Origin of the sequence: Saccharopolyspora sp. NPDC049426, from assembly GCF_040676935.1 — a bacterium.
In the GTDB taxonomy this organism is placed as follows: domain Bacteria; phylum Actinomycetota; class Actinomycetes; order Mycobacteriales; family Pseudonocardiaceae; genus Saccharopolyspora.
On record NZ_JBFAPZ010000010.1, the window covers coordinates 272,517 to 291,398 of the forward strand.

At 69.8% G+C, this 18,882-nt stretch carries 19 protein-coding genes; 10 read left to right on the top strand and 9 right to left on the bottom strand.

Annotation, left to right across the window (positions count from 1 at the left end):
* Positions 1-57: 57 nt before the first annotated feature.
* The 3 genes from solA to AB0J78_RS22825 are packed head-to-tail and all read left to right on the top strand — an operon-like array spanning position 58 to position 3,803.
* Positions 58-1,185: an N-methyl-L-tryptophan oxidase gene (gene solA / locus AB0J78_RS22815; RefSeq protein WP_363792158.1), complete on the top strand. Its 1,128-nt coding sequence runs from the start codon at positions 58-60 to the stop codon at positions 1,183-1,185.
* An 18-nt stretch (positions 1,186-1,203) separates the two neighbouring features.
* Positions 1,204-2,637 (top strand): sodium:solute symporter family protein, encoded by a 1,434-nt coding sequence (locus AB0J78_RS22820; RefSeq protein WP_363792160.1) that lies wholly within the window; start codon positions 1,204-1,206, stop codon positions 2,635-2,637.
* Complete coding sequence (locus AB0J78_RS22825; RefSeq protein ID WP_363792162.1) at positions 2,634-3,803, top strand: FAD-binding oxidoreductase; 1,170 nt, start codon at positions 2,634-2,636, stop codon at positions 3,801-3,803. The genes AB0J78_RS22820 and AB0J78_RS22825 overlap by 4 nt, the downstream gene beginning before the upstream one ends.
* Positions 3,804-4,168: 365 nt before the next feature.
* On the opposite strand, the gene AB0J78_RS22830 is transcribed toward AB0J78_RS22825, so the two are convergent.
* The 4 genes from AB0J78_RS22830 to AB0J78_RS22845 all read right to left on the bottom strand — a co-directional run bounded on the left by AB0J78_RS22830 (position 4,169) and on the right by AB0J78_RS22845 (position 6,971).
* On the bottom strand, positions 4,169-4,852 hold the full coding sequence (locus AB0J78_RS22830) for a dienelactone hydrolase family protein (protein WP_363792164.1): 684 nt from the start codon (positions 4,850-4,852) through the stop codon (positions 4,169-4,171).
* An 88-nt stretch (positions 4,853-4,940) separates the two neighbouring features.
* Positions 4,941-5,333 (bottom strand): VOC family protein, encoded by a 393-nt coding sequence (locus tag AB0J78_RS22835; protein ID WP_363792166.1) that lies wholly within the window; start codon positions 5,331-5,333, stop codon positions 4,941-4,943.
* A gap of 33 nt (positions 5,334-5,366) precedes the next feature.
* Positions 5,367-5,771: a DoxX family protein gene (locus AB0J78_RS22840; RefSeq protein WP_363792168.1), complete on the bottom strand. Its 405-nt coding sequence runs from the start codon at positions 5,769-5,771 to the stop codon at positions 5,367-5,369.
* A 96-nt stretch (positions 5,772-5,867) separates the two neighbouring features.
* The gene (locus AB0J78_RS22845) at positions 5,868-6,971 is read right to left on the bottom strand and encodes a DnaJ domain-containing protein (protein ID WP_363792170.1); all 1,104 of its coding nucleotides are present in this window, start codon (positions 6,969-6,971) and stop codon (positions 5,868-5,870) included.
* Positions 6,972-7,657: 686 nt separating this feature from the next.
* On the opposite strand from AB0J78_RS22845, the gene AB0J78_RS22850 reads away from it, so the two are divergent.
* From AB0J78_RS22850 to AB0J78_RS22870, 5 genes are all read left to right on the top strand, one after another.
* A complete protein-coding gene (locus AB0J78_RS22850; RefSeq protein WP_363792172.1) occupies positions 7,658-7,951 on the top strand; it encodes a hypothetical protein in 294 nt (97 codons plus the stop codon).
* 382 nt (positions 7,952-8,333) lie between these two features.
* Positions 8,334-8,870, top strand: coding sequence for a cation:proton antiporter regulatory subunit (locus AB0J78_RS22855; protein ID WP_363792174.1), 537 nt, complete (start codon positions 8,334-8,336; stop codon positions 8,868-8,870).
* Positions 8,867-10,021 carry a cation:proton antiporter gene (locus tag AB0J78_RS22860; RefSeq protein WP_363792176.1) on the top strand — a complete coding sequence of 385 codons (1,155 nt, stop codon included), beginning with the start codon at positions 8,867-8,869 and terminating at the stop codon, positions 10,019-10,021. The genes AB0J78_RS22855 and AB0J78_RS22860 overlap by 4 nt, the downstream gene beginning before the upstream one ends.
* A gap of 54 nt (positions 10,022-10,075) precedes the next feature.
* On the top strand, positions 10,076-10,972 hold the full coding sequence (locus AB0J78_RS22865) for a dihydrodipicolinate synthase family protein (protein WP_363792178.1): 897 nt from the start codon (positions 10,076-10,078) through the stop codon (positions 10,970-10,972).
* The gene (locus tag AB0J78_RS22870; RefSeq protein ID WP_363792180.1) at positions 10,972-11,745 is read left to right on the top strand and encodes an SDR family oxidoreductase; all 774 of its coding nucleotides are present in this window, start codon (positions 10,972-10,974) and stop codon (positions 11,743-11,745) included. The genes AB0J78_RS22865 and AB0J78_RS22870 overlap by 1 nt, the downstream gene beginning before the upstream one ends.
* Before the next feature lie 83 nt (positions 11,746-11,828).
* Here AB0J78_RS22870 and AB0J78_RS22875 read toward each other — a convergent pair whose 3' ends face one another.
* Positions 11,829-12,638, bottom strand: a complete 810-nt coding sequence (locus tag AB0J78_RS22875) for an SGNH/GDSL hydrolase family protein (protein ID WP_363792182.1) — start codon at positions 12,636-12,638, stop codon at positions 11,829-11,831.
* Between the two features lie 320 nt (positions 12,639-12,958).
* Between AB0J78_RS22875 and AB0J78_RS22880 the strand changes: the two genes are divergently transcribed.
* Entirely contained in the window at positions 12,959-14,518 is a 1,560-nt protein-coding gene (locus AB0J78_RS22880) for an aldehyde dehydrogenase family protein (protein ID WP_363792184.1), read from the top strand.
* Between the two features lie 72 nt (positions 14,519-14,590).
* Here AB0J78_RS22880 and AB0J78_RS22885 read toward each other — a convergent pair whose 3' ends face one another.
* From AB0J78_RS22885 to AB0J78_RS22900, 4 genes are all read right to left on the bottom strand, one after another.
* Positions 14,591-15,130, bottom strand: coding sequence for a GNAT family N-acetyltransferase (locus AB0J78_RS22885; RefSeq protein WP_363792186.1), 540 nt, complete (start codon positions 15,128-15,130; stop codon positions 14,591-14,593).
* A gap of 20 nt (positions 15,131-15,150) precedes the next feature.
* On the bottom strand, positions 15,151-16,461 hold the full coding sequence (locus tag AB0J78_RS22890) for an FAD-dependent oxidoreductase (protein ID WP_363792188.1): 1,311 nt from the start codon (positions 16,459-16,461) through the stop codon (positions 15,151-15,153).
* A complete protein-coding gene (locus tag AB0J78_RS22895; RefSeq protein WP_363792190.1) occupies positions 16,458-16,775 on the bottom strand; it encodes a (2Fe-2S)-binding protein in 318 nt (105 codons plus the stop codon). Before AB0J78_RS22895 ends, AB0J78_RS22890 begins: the two co-directional genes overlap by 4 nt.
* Before the next feature lie 238 nt (positions 16,776-17,013).
* On the bottom strand, positions 17,014-17,988 hold the full coding sequence (locus AB0J78_RS22900; RefSeq protein ID WP_363792192.1) for a M28 family metallopeptidase: 975 nt from the start codon (positions 17,986-17,988) through the stop codon (positions 17,014-17,016).
* 268 nt (positions 17,989-18,256) lie between these two features.
* On the opposite strand from AB0J78_RS22900, the gene idi reads away from it, so the two are divergent.
* Positions 18,257-18,835, top strand: a complete 579-nt coding sequence (idi, locus tag AB0J78_RS22905; RefSeq protein WP_363792194.1) for an isopentenyl-diphosphate Delta-isomerase — start codon at positions 18,257-18,259, stop codon at positions 18,833-18,835.
* Positions 18,836-18,882: the final 47 nt, after the last annotated feature.

The following is an 18,882-nucleotide window of genomic DNA, read 5'->3' on the forward strand; positions in this document are numbered from 1 at the left end:
CGGTTTCGCGGTGGAACCGTTCGTTCAGCCTGCCCGGAAAACCTTGGAGGAGTGTTCATGACTCGCGTCGCGGTGATCGGCACCGGCGTCATCGGTGCCATGACGGCCTGGCGGCTCGCGCTGCGCGGAGCCGAGGTGCTGGCCTTTGACGCCTACGGCCCCGGCCACGACCGGGGCGCCTCGGCAGGCGAATCCCGCATCTTCCGCACCGCCTACAAGGAAGGCGCCGGTTACGTGCCGCTGCTGCAACGCGCCGAAGCGCTGTGGCGCGAGCTGGAACGCGGCGCGGACGCGCAACTGCTGACGATGTGCGGCGGGCTGACCATCGGCGCGCCCGAGAACCCCGACGTCGCCGCCGTGCGGCGCTGCGCCGAGGACGCCGGGCTCGACCACGAGGTCCTCGACACCGCCGAGGCGCGAAAGCGGTTCCCGCAGCACCGGATCGACGACGGCGAAGTCATGGTGCTCGACCCGGCGGCAGGTGTGCTGCGACCGGAACCCGCCGTGCAGGCAGCGCTGAGATCCGCCGAGGCGGCCGGGGCTCAGATCCTGCCCTACCACCCCATCTCCGACGCCACCGAGACCGCGGACGGCTGGCGGATCACCAGCAACGACACCACGTTCGACGTCGATCACGTGATCTTCGCGCCCGGCCCGTGGGCACGACACCTGGCGCCGCTGCGGAACCTCCCGGTCGAGGCGCGCCTGATCACCGCCTACTGGTTCGCGGCGCGCGACGTCGCAGCGCACTCACCGGACTCGCTGCCCATCGCCATCCGCAGGCACGCCGAAGCCGGGTTCTCCTGCTTCCCCGCGCTCGACGGGGTCGCCATCAAGATCGTGCCGCACCACCTCGGATGGCCCGAGCTCCACGGTCCCGACGACCTCCCGCGCAACTCCACCACCGACCACGCACGAGCCGCTTCGGCCGCCGCCGCGCGGCTCCTGCCAGGAGTGACACCGCACCCGATGCGGACCGGCACGTTCGCCGAGGGCTTCACCCCCGACGACCACGCCCTGCTCGGCCCGCTCCCCGGTCACCGGCGGGCCACCGTCATGACCGGTTTCTCCGGGCACGGCTTCAAGCTCGCCCCCGCCTTCGGCGAGATCGGCGCGGACCTCGCGCTGACCGGAGGCACCTCGCACGACATCGCAACGCTCGACCCGAACCGCTTCCCGCTGTGAGCCCACTGGAGGCCAACCATGCTCACCGGTTCCACCGGCCAGATCGCCGGGATCATCATCGCCAGCCTGCTCGTCATCGGATTCGGCATCGGCATGTCCGTCTACTTCGGACGCAAGGCGAAGAACTCCGCGGACTGGCTTTCCGCGGGTGAATCGCTGCCGCTGATCGTCGTCATCATCACCCAGTTCGCCACCGCCACCGGCGGCGGCGTGCTCATCGCGCACGTCGGCATCGGCTACCGCTCCGGGTGGTCGGTCTTCCTCTACGAGGGATGCGTGCTGGTCGGGTTCCTGGTGCTGATGTGGATCGCGAAGTGGCTGCGCGAGCAGCGCTTCACCACCGTTCCCGACATCATCACCAAGCTGTTCGGCCGCAACCGGCTGGCCATCGCGATCGCCGCGCTGGCCGCGCTGGTCGTGCCGTTCGGCTGGCTGGCCACCCAGTTCGTCGCGTTCGCGCAGCTCTTCGGCCAGCTCACCGGCGTGTCGCCGACCGCGCTGATCCTGGTCATCATGGTGGCGTCGTTGTTCTTCGTGCTGCCCGGCGGCCTGACCTCGGTGGCGTGGACCGACTTCGTGTTCGGGATCTTCATGATCGTTATGTCGCTGGGCGTGGCCGCCTACGCCATCCACCTCGCAGGAGGTTGGGGCCAGATCACCGCGACCGTCCCCCAGCGGTTGTGGGGTTGGGAGGGGTTCACGGCGGCCGGCTGGGACCAGATCTGGCTGTGGGTCGCGGCGATCCTGCCCGGAACCCTCACCAACCAGCTCTACTACCAGCGGGTCTTCGCCACCAAGAAGGTCTCCGACGCCCGTCGCGGGCTGGGCCTGTCCGGCCTGACGATGCTCATCGGAGGCATCTACGCCGGGTGCATCGGCCTCGCCGTCCACTCGATGAACCCGGGCCTGGCCAACGAGGAGGACGCCGCCGGCTGGCTGCTCACCCAGCTGCCGACCTGGCTGGTGATCGTCTTCGGCGCGTTCCTGGTGTCCACCATCATCTCCACCACCGGTGCCGCGCTGCAGTCGGTGGTGGCCAACCTGACCCGCGACGTCTACCAGAACATCGCGGGCAAGCAGGCCGGTGAGCGGCAGACCGTGACCCTCTCGCGCATGATCACCGTCGGGGTGTCGGTCCTCGCCGCGGTGCTGGCGATCCTGTTCCCGAAGGCGCTGACCTGGCTGGTGGCGACCTACGCCTACTCCGCGGCGGCGCTGGCGGCGCCGATCTTCCTCGGGTACCTGCTGCACCGGCGGCGTCGGCTCACCCCGACCGCCGCCATCGCGGGAATGGTCGCAGGCATCCTGGGCTGTGCCCTCGCCCAGCTCGCGGACACCACCGTGCCCTACGCGGTCTACGGCATCGCCGTCTCCGCCGCGGCAGTGCTGGGAACCGCGCTGCTGACCCCCGCCCGTCCCGCCGTCGAGAACGAAAGGGCAGTCCAAGCATGAACATCGCCGTGATCGGCCTGGGTGTCCTGGGCGCGGCAACCGCGCGCTCGCTGAGCCTCGCAGGTGCCCGGGTCACCGTCTTCGAACGCACCGCGCCGCTGGCGGGCACGTCGAACACCTCGTTCGCCTGGGTGAACTCGCACAGCAAGAACCCACGCCCGTACCACGACCTGAACGTGGCGGGCATGGCCGAGCACGACGTCCTGGCGGCCTCGCCGGGCCGCTGCGCGCCGTGGCTGACGCTGGGCGGCAACATCGAGTGGGCCGAGGACCAGGCCGGGACCGAACGACTGGCAGCCTCGGTGCGCGAGCTGGAGGACCGGGACTACCCGGTGGAGTGGATCGGGCCGTCGCAGGCGCGCGACCTGGTGCCCGACCTCCTCGTTCCCGACGGCGTGCAGGACATCGCCCACTACCCCACCGAGGGCCACCTGATCCCGGCACTGCTGGTCGCGCGCCTGTGGGGAGAGGCCCGCGAGAACGGCGCCGAACTGCGGTGCCCCGCCGAGGTGGTGTCGGTGTCCGAGACCGGAGACGGGGTGCGGATCGGCCTGTCGGACGGGCAGGTCTCCACCGCCGACGCGGTGGTGTTCGCTGCCGGGCGCTGGACCGAGGCGCTCACCGCGACCACCGGTCACCGGGTGGCGATGGCCGATCCGGACGTCGCGGGATCGGCGACCGTCGGGCTGCTGGGCTACACCGCTGCGCTGCCGACCAGGCTGGACGCGGTCCTGACCACGCCTGCGCTCAACGTGCGTCCCGACGGCGGCGGGCGGCTCGTGGTGCAGGGCTTGGACCTGGACGCCGACGCGGATCCGGCGAATCCTCCTGCGGTGGACGGCCGCCACGCCCAGGAGCTGTGCCGGCGGCTGAACGACCTGCTGGCGGGGACCTCCGGAGCGGTTCTGGAGTCCATCCGGGTCGGACAGCGGTCGATGCCCGGCGACGGGTTGACGGCGGCGGGTTTCCTGGGCGAGACCGGGCGGATCTACGTGCTGGCCACGCACAGCGGGGTCACGCTGGGACCGCTGCTCGGCAGGCTCGCCGCCACCGAAGTGCTCGGTGGGGTACCCGCACCGGAGCTGCGGCACTTCCGACCGGACCGGCTGGTCGACCGAGACTCGTTGCCGCCCTTGGAGAAGGCGCGTTTCGCCGGCCAGCAGTGAAGCTCACTCCGCAGTGGTGTGATGAAACGCTTTCCAGTCCAACACATTTCGGAGCGTGACCAGGTGGATCATCCCATCCAGCGATCGCTTTTCGCTCGCGTTTTCGAATGGTCGGCGGCACAATGGGCACATGAGTTCGATGACACCGGAGATGATCCGAGAACAGTTGCGAGCACCCGGATGCGGTGGCGTGACGAGGAATTCCGTCGACCGCGACGTGACTCGCGTGTCGGCCCCCAGCCCACGGGATCACGAGCCAGGTCTCGGCACCGCCAGATGACCATCGAGAACCGGCCCGCGAAGACCGGTCCCCGTACGCCCCTTGAGAGCACGGCTGTTGTTTGACAAGTCCAGAGTGGGAAAGCTCAACCCAGGTGGCGGTGCAGGAAGTCCAGGGTGCGCGGCCAGGCGACGCGGGCCGATTCCTCGTGGTACGACGCGGGGTTCTGGTCGTTGAAGAACGCGTGACCGGCCGCGTACACGTGGACCTGGGGGTGGACGTCCGTCTGTTTCTTGATCTTGTCCGCCACCTCGCCGACGGCGTCCACCGTGACGCCGCGGTCGTACTCCCCGAAGTGGCCGAGCATCGGTGCCGTCATCGCCGAGAAGTCCGTCTCCACCGGCGGAATCCCGTAGAAGGGGATGACGGCGCCGATGCGGTCGCCCTGCTGGGCGGCCAGGACCAGTGCGAACTTGCCGCCCATGCAGAAGCCGACCGCACCGACCGCCGACCCGGTCACCAGCTCGTGCCCGAGCAGGTGGTCCACGGCACCGGCGAGGTCACGAGCCGCCCGGTCGACCGGCAGCTCCTGCATCATCCGGGCGGCTTCCTGCGCGTCGTGCGTGGTGTGGCCGCCGTAGAGGTCCGGGGCCAACGCCACGAAACCCTCGGCGGCGAAGCGGTTCGCGACATCGGCGACGTGATCGGTCAGCCCCCACCACTCCTGGATGACCACCACTCCCGGGCCGGGTCGCCCGGGAGTGGCCAGGTAGCCGTGGGCGGTCCGTCCGTTGCTGGCGAAGCTGACGTTCTGGTGCGGGTTCGTCACGCTCGTGCTCCTTCGTCGGAGGATGACCGGTCGCCGGGTCCGCTCGTGCCCGCACCATGATCCCGCCGCGAACAGCTGACCGCAGCCCTCAGTCGAGCGGCATGTGGAAGATTTCCCAGATGTGCCCGTCCGGGTCTTCGAAGCTCCGGCTGTACATCGGGCCTTCTTCCACGACGTCCCCGATGCGCGGCGATCCGGCCGCGCGGGCCTTCGCCACGAGCTGGTCCACCTGCTCGCGCGAGTCGGCGGTGAGGGCGGTGATGACCTCGGCGACCTTGGTCGAATCCGCCAGGTCCTTGGTGATGAAGGATTTGAAGAACGGTTCCACGAGCAGCATCGCGTAGCTGTCGTCGTTGATCACCATGCAGGTGGCGTTCTCGTCGGTGAAGTTCTGGTCGAAGGTGAACCCCAGGGCGGTGAAGAACTCCACGGAACGGTTCAGGTCCTTGACGGGCAGGTTGAGAAAGGTCTTCATGGCCATCGTCATCACTCCACTCAGTTGAGGTCGGAACTGTCAGGATCGGGCGAGGAAGGGGATCGTGCTGCGGCGAGCCCAGGCGACGAGCAGCAGCACCACGCACAGCACGAGCGGCGACAGGGCCAACGCAGGGGCCCCGAGCGGGAAGACCTCCGCCAGCACGGCGCCGACCATCACCAGCGCCAGCCCGAACGCCGCGAGTCCGCACAGCCGTGGGATCAGCAGTCCGATCGCACCGAGCAGTTCGACCGCCCCGGTCAGGTAGCGGAACCACTGCCCGAAGCCGATCAGGTCGAACATCTGCACGGCGATCGGATCACCGAGCAGCTTCGGGACCGATGCGAAGATGAAGAACGCCGCGAGCAGCACCTGCAGCACCCAGAGCGCGATGTTGACCGCCCGTCTCGGCGGACCCTTGGTTTCGTTCGCTCTCGTAGTCATCCGGACGCACCCTTCCCATCGCGCTGTCGAGATTCGATCGCAGGTATCGACTCGACGCGCGCTGGAAACTCATCGGTGTCCACCGACGAAGGAGTGTCAGTCCACCAACTGGTCGAGCACGGTGGTGAAGACGTCGCGGTCCACGGTGGCCGGGTCCTGCGCGAGCCAGTGCCCGATGTCCTTGACGAACTGCGCCGGAGTCATCGGCACCACCTGCTCGTCGGGCTGCTCGACGGTGGTGATCTCACCGGCCCGACTGGGGTAGATCAGCACCGCACCGCGCACCTCGACCTCGGGCAGCAGCGCCTCGAAGTTGGCCACGCCCTCGTTCAACCGGGTCACGCCGCCGCGGAACGGATGCCCGTTGCGCCACAGCGACCCCTTCTCGTCGGTCGTGTAGTGCCCGGGCAACCAGCTCTTGGACTCCACGAGCACCAGGCGACGTCCGCACAGCACCGCGTGGTGGACGTCTTCGAACACCGAGTCCGGCCAGGTCAGACCGTGGAAAACCCGCGCACCGGGCAACCGGATGAGGTACTTCGCGCACAACTCGGCGGTGAGCAGCTGGGCCCGCTCGTGCTGGATGTCGGGCAGCCCGAAGATGCGCTGGTTGCCGAACTCGGCGGTGAACATCCGGTGCTCCCGGTGGGCACCGATGTGGCGGCGCAGCAGCACCACGATCACTACCCCGGAGCTGATCAGCAGACCCAGCCAGGTCGCCATCAACACCGCGTTGAGCTCGACCGCCATCCCGGCCAGCAACAGCAACGACCAAGCGCCGACCAGCGCGAACGTCGGCATCCGGTCCGGACCGAGAACCGGCAGGTACTGCACCCGCGCCTGCGGGTCGACGCTGTCCCACCAGCCGAGGTCGTCGAGACGCACCCTCGGCATCCGGGGCACGTAGTCGGGGTCCTCCCCGAAGTCGCGACCGGGCCGCCTGGTTCCCCCCGGCCGTCGCGGACGCCTCGACGGAGCGGTCTCGGCCTCGACCGGACGACGACGAGCGCTGTCGTAGGAAGCGCGGCGCACCGGGTCGGTGAGCGTCTCGTACGCCTCCTGCAGGAGCCGGAACGCACCGTCGCTGCCGCCGACGTCGGGGTGCATGCTGCGGGCGAGCGTCCGATAAGCCGATTTGATCTCGACCTGCGTCGCGTCGCTCCCCACACCGAGGAGTTCGTAGTAGTCGACCCCGCGCACTACCCTCCCCCGCCTCCCGGACCGCGCGGCAACAACGAGCTGCAATGAGAACGCCCGGCAATGATAGGACGTGCGCCGAGATCAAGATCAACCGACCGGCCGTATTTCACCCCGTAACGGACCACCGATCCGGCGGGAGCACCTCTGGCCTCCTTTCGGATCTTCGTCGTTCCGGTGCTCTGGATCATGAACCCGCAGGTCCCCCTGTAGTTCGACCCCAAGTCTTTACAGGGAAACCTTCACGATCAAGATCTACCGCCCGTCCCAGGTGCCGTTACCGCTGCCGCGATGACTTCGAGCCGGGACGGAAGGCACTGGGGTCCCCGGCTTTCAGAGCATCTGTTGTCAGAAACTCACGCTCGGGGAGGCCACGACGAACGTCGAAGAACTTGAGCCAAGCCGGGGCAGCGAGCCGCTTGCCGCTTTGGGGATGTCCCAGAGGACTAGGTCCCTGGTTCCGCCAATAGCCAGACCCCACGCTTGGTCTTGCCCAGGAGTCGACACCACTGGATACGGACGTAACCTCGATGGATTCCTTCACCGGTACGGCCGCGGCCGTCGGGTTCGCGGCCGTGTTGTTCGCGAGCTCGGCGTTGGTTTGGGGCAACGCCGCTCCAGATCCGCCTCCCCCAGCCCCACCGGCAACCACCACGGCCCCGGCACCGACCGTTGCACCGCCTCCTCCCGTGACTGATCCCGCGGATCCGACAGCGGCGGAGCCGACGGTCGACGAGCCGGCAGAGCCCGAGGAGTCGACTTCCTCACCGGGAGACCACGTGCCCTACGAGCCCGAGGGGAATAGCGGCAACCAGCAGTTCCAGGACTACAAGCAGAACACGGGCTACCCCTACAGCTACGAGGAGTACGACCAGCTCCCCGGCTACCAGCAGTGCGGAACCGCCTGCGGCCAGGAGAAGACCTCCGGCGAGACCCAACGGCAATGGCTTTGCGAACAAGGCATCACCACCGAAGGCTGCTGACGAGCACCGAGCGCTCAACAGGGCCGGGCCTTGATCCCTGCCGTCTTCCGGGACTGGCGGGGATTCTCATGAGGTCATGCGTACGCACCGTGAGCGACCTGTCGGGGGAAACCCAAGCTAGCAGGCCTCTGACCAGGGGAAACGCGGGAACGAAAAAACCCGCTGACCTGCTTGGCCAGCGGGCTCTTCCACGCGGATGACCGAGGCGGCGCTCCGCCGCCCCTCCCTTTTGGCCACCCGGGAGCCGGGCTCGGTCCTGGATGGCGCCTGGGACCGGCTCGGCCTGCTGTGCGGTGCACGACCGCGTAAGTCTGGGGTGAATGCTCAGCGGGCGGGGACCCGTCCAGCATCGCCGTCCACCATAGCCGATCGAGGCGGCGTTGTGGGTGAAATCCGTCTGGCGCGGCGAGCCGGTCCGCTCGGCGTGATGATGGGCCGCATGGACGTGACCGAAGTGCTGCTGCCGGGAGTCGGGCTGCGCTACGAGTTCACCACCGCTGACGGCCAGCGCATCGGAGTGGTCGCGCGGCGACGAGGTGACTTCGAGTTCGTGTCCTACCCCGAGCAGGATCCCGACGAGGTCCGAGTGCTGTTCCGGCTCAACGCCACCGACGCCGAGGCGGTCACCGAGATCCTGGGAGCGCCGCGCATCGCCGAGCGGTTCGCGGACCTGACCCGCGAGGTTCCCGGCCTCAACGCCGGGCAGGTCGAGGTGACGGCGGGTTCCCCGTTCGACGGTCGCATGCTGGGCGAGACGCGGGCGCGGACCAAGACCGGCGCGTCGATCGTGGCGATCGTGCGAGGTGAGGACGTGATCGCCTCACCTTCCCCCGGGCAATCGTTGCGCGCCGGGGACATTCTGGTGGTGATCGGCACGCAGCAGGGGATCACTGGGGTGGAACACATCCTGGCCGGGTGACCGACGTGCACACGTCGATCGCGCTGCTGCTCGAGCTGGGTACCGTGCTGGTCCTGCTGAGCGCGGCAGGCTCGTTGACCAGGCGGTTCGGCGTGTCACCGATCCCGCTGTACCTGTTGTGCGGGCTGGCGATGGGTGAGGGTGGGTTCGCGCCGCTGCCTGCGGCCGGCGACTTCGTGGAGATCGGCGCGTCGATCGGCGTGGTGTTGCTGCTGCTCACCCTCGGTCTGGAGTTCTCCGTGGAGGAGTTCCCCGTCACTCTGCGCAAGCACGTGCCGTCCGGCGTGGTGGACCTGCTGCTCAACGCCCCGCCAGGTGCGGTGGCGGGCTGGCTGCTGGGGCTGGACGCGACCGGAATCGTGGCGCTGGCGGGGGTGACGTGGGTGTCGTCCTCGACGATCGTCTCCCGGCTGCTCGACGACTCGCACCGGCTGGGCAACCGGGAGACCCCGGCGGTGCTGTCGATCCTGCTGCTGGAGGACTTCGCGATGGCGGTGTACCTGCCGATCCTGGCGGTGCTGGCCAGTGGCGGGACGCTGCTGCAGGCTCTGGCGAGCGTGGCGGTCGCGCTGGGAGTGCTCGCACTGGCGCTGGTGATCTCACGGCACTGGGGCCACCGGGTGGGCCAGGTGGTCGACGACCGGGACACCGAGCAGCTGCTGCTGCGGATCGTGGGACTGGCGCTGGTGGTGGCGGCGGTCGCGGAGCTGGCGGGCACCTCGGCCGCGGTCGGTGCGTTCCTGGTGGGGCTGGCGCTCACCGGACCCCTGGCCGAGCGGGTGCGCAGCGTGATCTCGCCACTGCGCGATCTGTTCGCAGCGGCGTTCTTCCTGGCCATCGGCTTTTCGATACCACCCGCGTCGTTGCCGCCGCTGCTGCCGGTGGCGTTCGGGCTGGCGGTGGTGACCGCGCTGACCAAGATGGGGACCGGGTGGTTCGCGGCTGCCCGTGGCGGGTCGGGCCGTCGCGGTCGTCTGAGAGCGGGCAGCGTGCTCGTGGTGCGCGGCGAGTTCTCGGTGATCATCGTCGGCCTGGTCGCCGCCCAGGGCGGCGTGCTGGGTCCGCTGGCGACCGGGTACGTGCTGATCCTGGCCGTGGCGGGGCCGTTGCTCACCTGGTGGCTCGGGCGACCCGACGCGACCTTGACGTGATGTGATTCGACGTGCATAAGATCGCCGGTCGAGCCGCTGGCTGAAAGGGTGCAGATGGCTGCGGATCCGCTCGCGTCCGGTGTCTGGGGCGTGGTCGCCACACCGTTCACCGAGTCCACACAGGACGTCGATCTGGCGTCGCTGGCGAAGCTCGTCGGGCACTACCGGCGGATCGGCGTCACCGGGCTGACGGTGCTGGGCGTCTTCGGCGAGGCGGTGCGCCTGTCGGCGGCCGAGAAGCGAGCGGTGCTCGAAGTCGTGGTGCGAACCGTGGACCTGCCGATCGTGGTGGGTGCCTCCAGCACCTCGCCGGCACCCGTGGCCGAAGAGGTCGAAATGGCCACCGACGTGGTCGGCGACCAGCTGGCCGGGGCGATGGTGCAGGTCAACACCCCTGACCCGGAGCTGCTGGCCGCCCAGCTCAACGCCCTGCACGCGAGAACCGGCGCCGGCCTGGTCGTGCAGGACTACCCGCTGGTCACCGGCGTGTCGATCAGCGCGGCCGACCTGGCCTCAGCGGTCGAGCAGGTCGAATCGGTGGTGGCGGTCAAGGCCGAGGCCCCGCCCACTCCCCCGGCGATCGCCACGCTGACCGCTCGCACCGGTGTTCCGGTCTTCGGCGGGCTCGGCGGTGTCGGGCTGCTGGACGAGCTGGCCGCGGGCGCGGCGGGAGCGATGACGGGGTTCTCGTTCCCGGAAGGACTCAAGGCCTGCGTGGACGCGTGGCGGCGGGGCGGCTACCAGGCCGCGCTCGAGGCGTACCTGCGGTACCTGCCGCTGGTGAACTTCGAGGCTCAGGCCCGCATCGGCCTGGCGATCCGCAAGGAGGCGCTGCGCCGACGGGGCCTCATCGGCGAATCGCGGGTGCGGGCACCTGCGCCCGGTATGCCGGAGAGCCTGGAGAAACAACTGGATCGGCACTTGGCGGCCGTGGAGAACATGGAGAACTGATGGATCTGGGAATCGCCGGCCGCAATGCGCTCGTCTGCGCCTCGACTGGTGGGCTGGGTGAGGCGACCGCGCGGGCGCTGGCCGCCGAGGGCGTCAACGTGGTGGTGTCCGGCCGTCGCGGTGACCGCGCGAAGGCGATCGCCGCCGAGCTGCCCGGTGCCACTGGCGTGGAGGTGGACCTGACCGCGCCGGGCGGGGCCGAGAAGCTGCTGTCGGCGGCGCAGGACGCGCTGGGGCAGATCGACGTCCTGGTGCTCAACGGTCCCGGGCCCCGCCCGGCCAGCGCCTCCGAGGTCGGCCCGGACGACACCGCCGAAGCGGTGCGGAACCTGCTGCTGGTGCACCAGACGCTGGTCGGCGGCGTGCTACCGGGGATGCGGGAGCGCGGTTGGGGCCGGCTGCTGGCGATCGCCTCCAGCGGGGTGGAGGCTCCGATCCCGAACCTCGCGCTGTCCAACATCGGTCGCAGCGCGCTGGCAGCGTACCTGAAGAGCCTGTCCATCGACGTGGCCGACGAGGGCGTCACCGCGAACCTGCTGCTGCCGGGCCGGATCGCCACCGATCGCCTGTCGTCGCTGGACAGCGCCACGGCGGAGCGCGAACGCCTGCCGCTCGAGGAGGTCCGCGCCCGGGGAGAGGCCGCGATCCCGGCCAAGCGCTACGGCGAGCCCGCCGAATTCGGCGCCACGGCCGCGTTCCTGTGCAGCGCCCACGCCTCCTACATCACCGGGACCGCGATCCGCTGCGACGGGGGCCTCGTCCCGACCTTGTGACATCGCGACGGCTGAACGAGGCGTGCCGCGTGGAACGACGGGAGGTTTCTCCATGCGACACGCCTCTTCCGCCTCCGGGAGTGTCAGCCGGTGACGGAGTTCAGGGTCGGCAGGTACGCGTTGGCGTGCCCGTCGACGTCGGGGTGGAAGGACTCCTGGATCGGGTTGCTCGGCCCGTTGATCCACTCGTCGGAGGCGCACACGCCGTGCCCCTCGAACGCGCTTCGCGGATCGGCGAAAGAGAATCCGGCGGCCGAGGCGCGTTCGGAGATCACCGAGGCGAGTTCGTCGGCGCCCTCGTTGATCCGCTGGCGCTTGTACTCGGAGTAGAACGGGATCCCGCAGTCGCCCATCTCGTTGATCTTCGGGTACCCGAGGACCACGACCTCGGCGTTGGGCGCGGCGGAGCGGATGTTGGCGTAGGTGGTGTCGAGCTTGGCGGGCAGCTCGTTGCGGGCCTTCTCGGAGGCGTCGTTGACGGCGTGGTCGCAGCCCTCGTCGGTACCCGCGACACAGCTGGTGATGACGTCGACGAAGCCGATGTCGTTGCCGCCGATGGAGATGGTGACCAGCGTGGTGTCGGCGCTGAGCGAGCCGAGCTGGTCGGCGTTGACGTCGTCGGTGACGGCACCCGAGCAGGCCGCGAACTCGAAGCTGGCGACTCCGTGCGAGTCGGCCCACAACTGCGGATATGCCTTGGGGCTTCGAAGACAACTACCGCTGTCCTCGAAGTACTCCCGGGTCCCGGTTCCCGAGGCGTAGGAATCGCCTAGGGCGACGTAGTTTTCGGCGGCGGATGCGGAGTCGGAATCAGCTGCGAAGGCCGATGCGGCGGTGCCCGAGACGACCGTGCAGGCTGCCACCGCACCGATGAGGTACCTTGCGTGACGCATGTTTTCCTCCGTTCGGAGCGCGAAAAGCTCCTTCATTCAAGGAAGTCCGCGCCGAATTTCGGAGGAGTTGGCGAGTACCCGCCAGTAACCGGCTCTCGCTGCAGCTCGAACGTCGCACCGGTAGCCGCCATCAGGACAATTCCGCGTTCCTGTTTCGCCGGATTTCCCAACCGCGGCGGAGCGGCGAGGCTCTGAAGGGGTTCACAAGACGCACGTACGTTTTGTTCGAATTCGTACGATTGCAGCAGGCGCAGCGCCTCTCGACCTGGCATAGTCCTATGCCTCCCGGCACCCCATCCCAATCTTTTGAGGAGGGCGTAATGACACTCCGGGTTCCCGATCACCACACCGCTTCGGCGGTGCTGTCACGGGCCATCGCCGCAGTGCCGGAGGCGTTCGACGACGGCGTGCCCCGCAACCTCATCGACCGCCGCTGGCAGGCCGTCGGGGAGCCCGCCCCGCAGGTCACACCGGTGGACGGCACGGTCTTCGCCCAGCTGCCCAAGATCGACGCCGGCACGGCGCAGGACGCGGTGCGGGCAGCGGCGAGGGCCCACCAGGCGTGGGCGCAGACGACCTTCGAGCAGCGCCGCGAAGCGGTGACCAGCGCGGTCGAGGCCATGTCGCAGGTCCGCGACGACCTCGCACTGCTTCTCGCCTGGGAGATCGGCAAGCCGTGGAAGGCCGCCTGCGCCGACGTCGACCGCTGCCTCGACGGCGTGCGCTGGTACGCCGAGCACACCGAGCAGATGCTCAACCAGGACGTGGAGGGCGCCCCGCACAAGCGCCAGCCGCTTCCCGGCCCGGTGAGCAACATCGCCAGCTGGAACTACCCGATGAGCGTCCTGGTGCACGCCGAGCTCGTGCAGCTGCTGGCGGGCAACGCCGTGATCGCCAAGACCCCGACGCAGGGCGGCGCGGTGACGCTGACCGTCGCGCACGCGCTGATGGCCCGCGCCGGGCTACCGGCCACGCTGGTGTCCGGGGACGGTTCCGCCCTGTCCGACCCGCTGGTGCGCTCGCCCGAGGTGGGCGCGCTCGCGTTCGTCGGCGGACGCTCCAACGGCGGCAAGATCGCCGCGCAGCTGGTCGACACCGGCAAGCGGCACATGCTGGAGCAGGAAGGCCTCAACACCTGGGGCCTGTGGGAGTTCTCCGACTGGGACGGACTGAGCGCTCACCTGCGCAAGGGCTTCGAGTACGCCAAGCAGCGCTGCACCGCCTACCCGCGGTTCGTGGTGCAGCGAAAGCTCGTGGACAAGTTCCTCGCCACCTATCTCCCGGTGGTCCAGTCGGTGCGCTTCGGTCACCCGCTGGCCGGGGAGAACGGCGAGCCGCCCGCGCTGGACTTCGGTCCGCTGATCTCGGCGGCGAAGGCCACCGAGCTGGAGGGCCGGGTTGCCGAGGCGTTGCGCCACGGCGCAGTTCCGCTGCACCACGGCGACCGCTCCCAGGGGCACTTCCTGGACGGTCAGGACGTCTCGGCCTACGCCGCGCCGGTGACGCTGCTGGCACCGCCGGGCGCCAGCCGGCTCATGCACGAGGAGCCGTTCGGACCGGTCGACACCATCGTCGTGGTCGACACCGAGGCGGAGCTGCTGGCGCAGATGAACGCCTCCAACGGCGCGCTGGTGGCCTCCGTCGCGTGCGACGACGAGTCGTTCGCCGCCGAGCTCGCCGAGAGCGTCCAAGCGTTCAAGGTCGGCATCAACAAGCCGCGCTCGCGCGGTGACCGGGACGAGCCGTTCGGCGGCCGGGGCGCGTCGTGGAAGGGCGCGTTCGTGGGAGGACAGCACCTCGTCCACGCCGTCACCCAGGGGCCTCCGGGAGAGCAGCTCTACGGCAACTTCCCGGGCTACCACCGCTATCCGCAGACCTGATCGCGGCGCGAGCGAACGGGGACCCCGCTGCGGCGGGGTTCCCCGTTCGTCATCGGCGGGTTCCCCGCGCGTTCACCAGGGCTCGCCGGGGCGGGGGTCGCAGGTGAGCGGCGCGCTGAGATCGAGGGTGGCCCCGGCCGGGTAGTAGTAGATCCAGCCGTCCTCCTCGGGGGTCGGGCGGATGCCGGTGGGTGTGAGAGCCCTGGTCAGCGCGGGCCAGGGTTTCCAGCCCCGCGCCGCGTAGAAGGGGCGGCCGACTTCGCTGGCGCCGAGGGCCCCGAGGTCGTAGGCCGCGCGGATCATGCGCTCGACCTCGGCCATGAGGGCACCACCGATGCCCCGGCCCTGGCGGTCGCGTCGCACCGCGACGCCCTCCACGTAGCCGGTGCGCAGGGCGCGGTCGCCGAGCAGCAGTCGCCGCATCACCAGCGCGGCGTGCCCGACCAGTTCGTCGCCCTCCCAGGCGAGCACGTGCATGCCGCCGATGCAGTGCTCCCAGTCGGCTTCGGTCATGGCGTCGCCTTCGATGAAGACGTCCCACAGCAACCGGCGCGCCGCGCCCAGGCTCGCCACGTCGAGGTCCGCGGTGTGCGCGGTCCGCAATTCGGCCATGCGGCACATGATGGCAGGAATCAGGCGACCGGGGGTTCCTTCGCGGACGTCCGGAGGAGGTTCTCGGCGAGCTCGCTGGCGTTGCGGCCGCACATCCGCCCCTGGCAGGACCCGAGCCCGACGCGGCAGGACAGGTTCAGCGAGCTCGCGTCGCGCTGGGCGGGCGCGCTGTCCCGAAGTGCCTGGTAGGGAACCTCTTCGCAGCGGCAGACGACGGTCTGCGGAGTGAGCCACTCGTTCCAGTCCTCGCCGATGCGGGTCGCCGACGCCATCGCCCGGCCGAATCGCCGTCCACATCGGACCACGAGAATCGCCCGACGAGCGGGTTTTTCGACCTGGCTCCACGTGGTCGCCTCGACGTGCACGGCCGCGGCGAGCCCTGCGACGGCGCCTTCGGCCGCCGCGGCACGGGCTCCGGCGATGCCGGTGGCCTCACCCGCCGCGAAGACCCACGGCGTCGAGCTGCGCTGCGCTCCGTCGACCCGCACGAAGCCGTCCTCGATGTCGCAGCCCGCCGCTCTGGCGAGCTCCAGTCGCGGTTCCAGACCGTGGGCGACGCAGATCGCGTCCACCGGGATCCTCCGGTGCGTGCCCGGAACCGGCCGCCACCGCGCGTCGAGCTTGGCGACCACCGCCTCCTTGACCCGGTCCTCGCCGACCGCCGCCACGACCCCGGCCCTGGTGCGGAACTGAGTGTTGCCGACGAGCCTGCGCAGGTAGCCGGCGAACCCGGCGAGCTTGTCCCACTGACCGGCCAGGTCCGGTGCTCGTCGCAACCACGCCGCCGGGCTCCCCGCGTCGAGCACGGCCACCACGTCGGCGCCCACACCCAGCAGCGATTCGGTGACCGGCAGCAGCAGCGGCCCGGTTCCCGCGACCAGCACCCGGCTGCCCACCGCGATCCGCTGGCCACTCGCCAGCGCGTGCGCGGCCCCGGCGGTGAACACGCCGGGCAGCTCCCAGCCGGGGAACGGCAGCACCCGGTCGTGCGCGCCGGTGGCCAGCACCAGCGCGTCGGCGTGGAAGCTCTCCCCGGCGTCCCCGGGACCGGCGCGAACGTGGACGTCGTGACCATCGAGCGACCGAACGCTGCCGGACGACCGCCGGATGCGCGGGTGGGCGTCGATCTCCTCGGCGAGGGTCGTGAAACTCCGCTGCCCTCGCCGGATCCGCTGCGGTTGGGCCAGGCCGAACTGCTCGGGCGGGGCCTGGTGGTACTTCCCGCCCAGCGCGTTCGAGGAGTCGACGAGCAGCACCTCGGCCCCGGCTCGAGCAGCGTGCAGGGCAGCGGTCATGCCTGCCGGTCCCGCCCCCACGACCACGACGCTCATGCCCGCTCCCCCATGCCGCGAGTGCTGATCACGTCGCCGGGTTCGACCGACCGCAGGCAGGCGCGGACGCCCGGGGTTCCGTTGACCACCAGCACGCACTCGGCGCACACGCCGATCCCGCAGAACAGCCCACGTCTCCGGCCTCGACCACCGGATTCGCGCCACGAGGTCAACCCGCGCGACATCAGCACGGCGGCGACCGTCTGCCCGGCGTGCGCGGTGACCCGGCGCCCGTCGACCTCGACGGCGAAGCTGGCCTGGTAGCGCGGTTGTGCGGGGTCCAGGTGGGCGGGCAGCAGGTACGGTCCGGTCAACAGCCGCCACCTCCTGGATCTGCACCGGCACGGCGTGCTCACCCGTGCCCGGTGCGCTCGGTTCCCGATCGAACCGACAGGAGAAATTGAACTGCCCCAGATCAGATCGCGCATCAATCCATTGATGTAGGCCCGTCAGACATGGGACTGATGCGCGAGAACAGCCGTCCCCGGCAGCCACCGCCTGCGCTGCGGTGCTGCCGGGGACGGCCTTTTCCCTCTCCCGATGGCTTGCGGTCTACGGCTGCGGGAACTGCGCCGCGTAGGTCTTCACTGCGTTGGCGATGGCCGCGAAGTTGCGCTCCAGGGCCTGGGCATCGACGTTCTCGACGGTGTCGCACGCCTGGTGGTAGCAGGCGTCGAACGCCTCCCCCGCCTTGCCGCCCCACTTCTCGGCCTGCTCCGGGCTCTTGGTCTCCTCCGCGCCGGTGAAGGTGCCACCGGCCGGGATGCCGACCTCGATGAACGGGCCGTAGTCGGACCGACCGTCGAAATCGGTGCCCTCCGCGGGCGCGCCCGCCGCACCCAGCGAGTCGTTGAGCAGCTTCTCGATCTGCGCCGATCCTTCCGGGCCCGGGCCGGCGCCGACGCCGTCGGAGTCGTCGCCGTCGTAGGTGAAGTAGCCGGCGTTGGGCGAGCCGACCATGTCGAAGTTCAGGTAGGCGGCGATCTTCCCGCGCTCGGCCTCCGGCAGCGTCTCCACGTAGTGGGTGGAGCCCACCAGGCCCTCTTCCTCCGCGCCCCAGAAGGCGAAGCGGAGCTTGTGGGTCGGCGTTTCGCCGCCCGCCGCGTAGTCGAGCGCGGCCTGCAGGATCGCGGCCGAACCGGTGCCGTTGTCGTTGATCCCCGGCCCCTCGCCCACGCTGTCCAGGTGAGCGCCGAACATGACGACCTTGTTGGCGTCACCGCCCGGCGTTTCGGCGATCAGGTTGTAGGTGGGACCGCCGAGGGAGTCGAACTCCTGGACCGTCGTGGTGAAGCCGGCTTCGTCGAGCTTGCCCTTGATGTAGTCCAGGGAAGCCTGGTATCCGGGCGTCCCGGCGGCTCGGTTCCCGCCGTTGGCACCGGCGATGTCCTGCAGTTCCTGCAGGTGGTCCTGCACGGCCACGGCACCGGCGCGTGCGCTGTTCTCGGCAACGGCCGCGGTGGGCAGCACCAGCGCTGCGGCCGCCGCGAGCGCGGAAGCGGTGGCGAGCATCGGGCGGTTCGGCATCTCCGCGATCCCCTTCGTCGATGTCGGAGTCGATCTCGATCGATCGCGTATTCGCCTGGCGAACGTATCGGCGAGAATCTCGAGGCAGACCGTTTTGACCAAAAGTCGCCTCACCAACGCGTTTTTCCCGTATTCGCGAGGGGGTTTCACGGTTGCCGAGCACAACCCGACGCTCGGCGCACTAGGCCGATCAGGGCTCGCATTGTTCTCCCGGCGGCGCTGAGGCAAGCTGGGACGACACCCCCGCTACCCCATGGAGGTACCGCACGTGGAACAGGTGGTCCTGCTCGACGAGGCCGGCCAGGCGATTGGCGTCGAGGACAAGGCGACCGTGCACCACCAGGAGACGCCGCTGCACTTGGCGTTCTCGTGCTACGTGTTCAACGACCACGGCGAATTCCTGCTCACCCAGCGCGCGCACCACAAGCGGACCTTCCCGAGCGTGTGGACCAACACCTGCTGCGGTCACCCGGCTCCGGAGGAGGAGATGAAGGCCGCCATCACCCGCCGACTCGGCGAAGAGCTCGGCCTGGCGGTGCGCGGGCTCGAACTGGCGCTGCCCGCGTTCCGCTATCACGCCACAATGGACAACGGGGTCATGGAGAACGAGATGTGCCCGGTGTTCGTCGCTTTCACCGACAGCACACCCGCGCCCAACCCGGACGAGGTCGCCTCGACTCGTTGGGTGCGCTGGAAGGAGTTCAGCACCGGGGTCCTCTCCGGTGACACCGAGGTCTCCCCCTGGTGCGCGCTGCAGGTGCGCGAGCTCACCGAGCTGGGGCCCGAACCCGCGCAGTGGCCCGTCGGCACTCCGGCGACCCTGCCACCGGCGGCCCGCGTGGCCTGAGGACCGCGCAACGCCGAACGGCCCCGGAACCCAAGAGACCTGGTTCC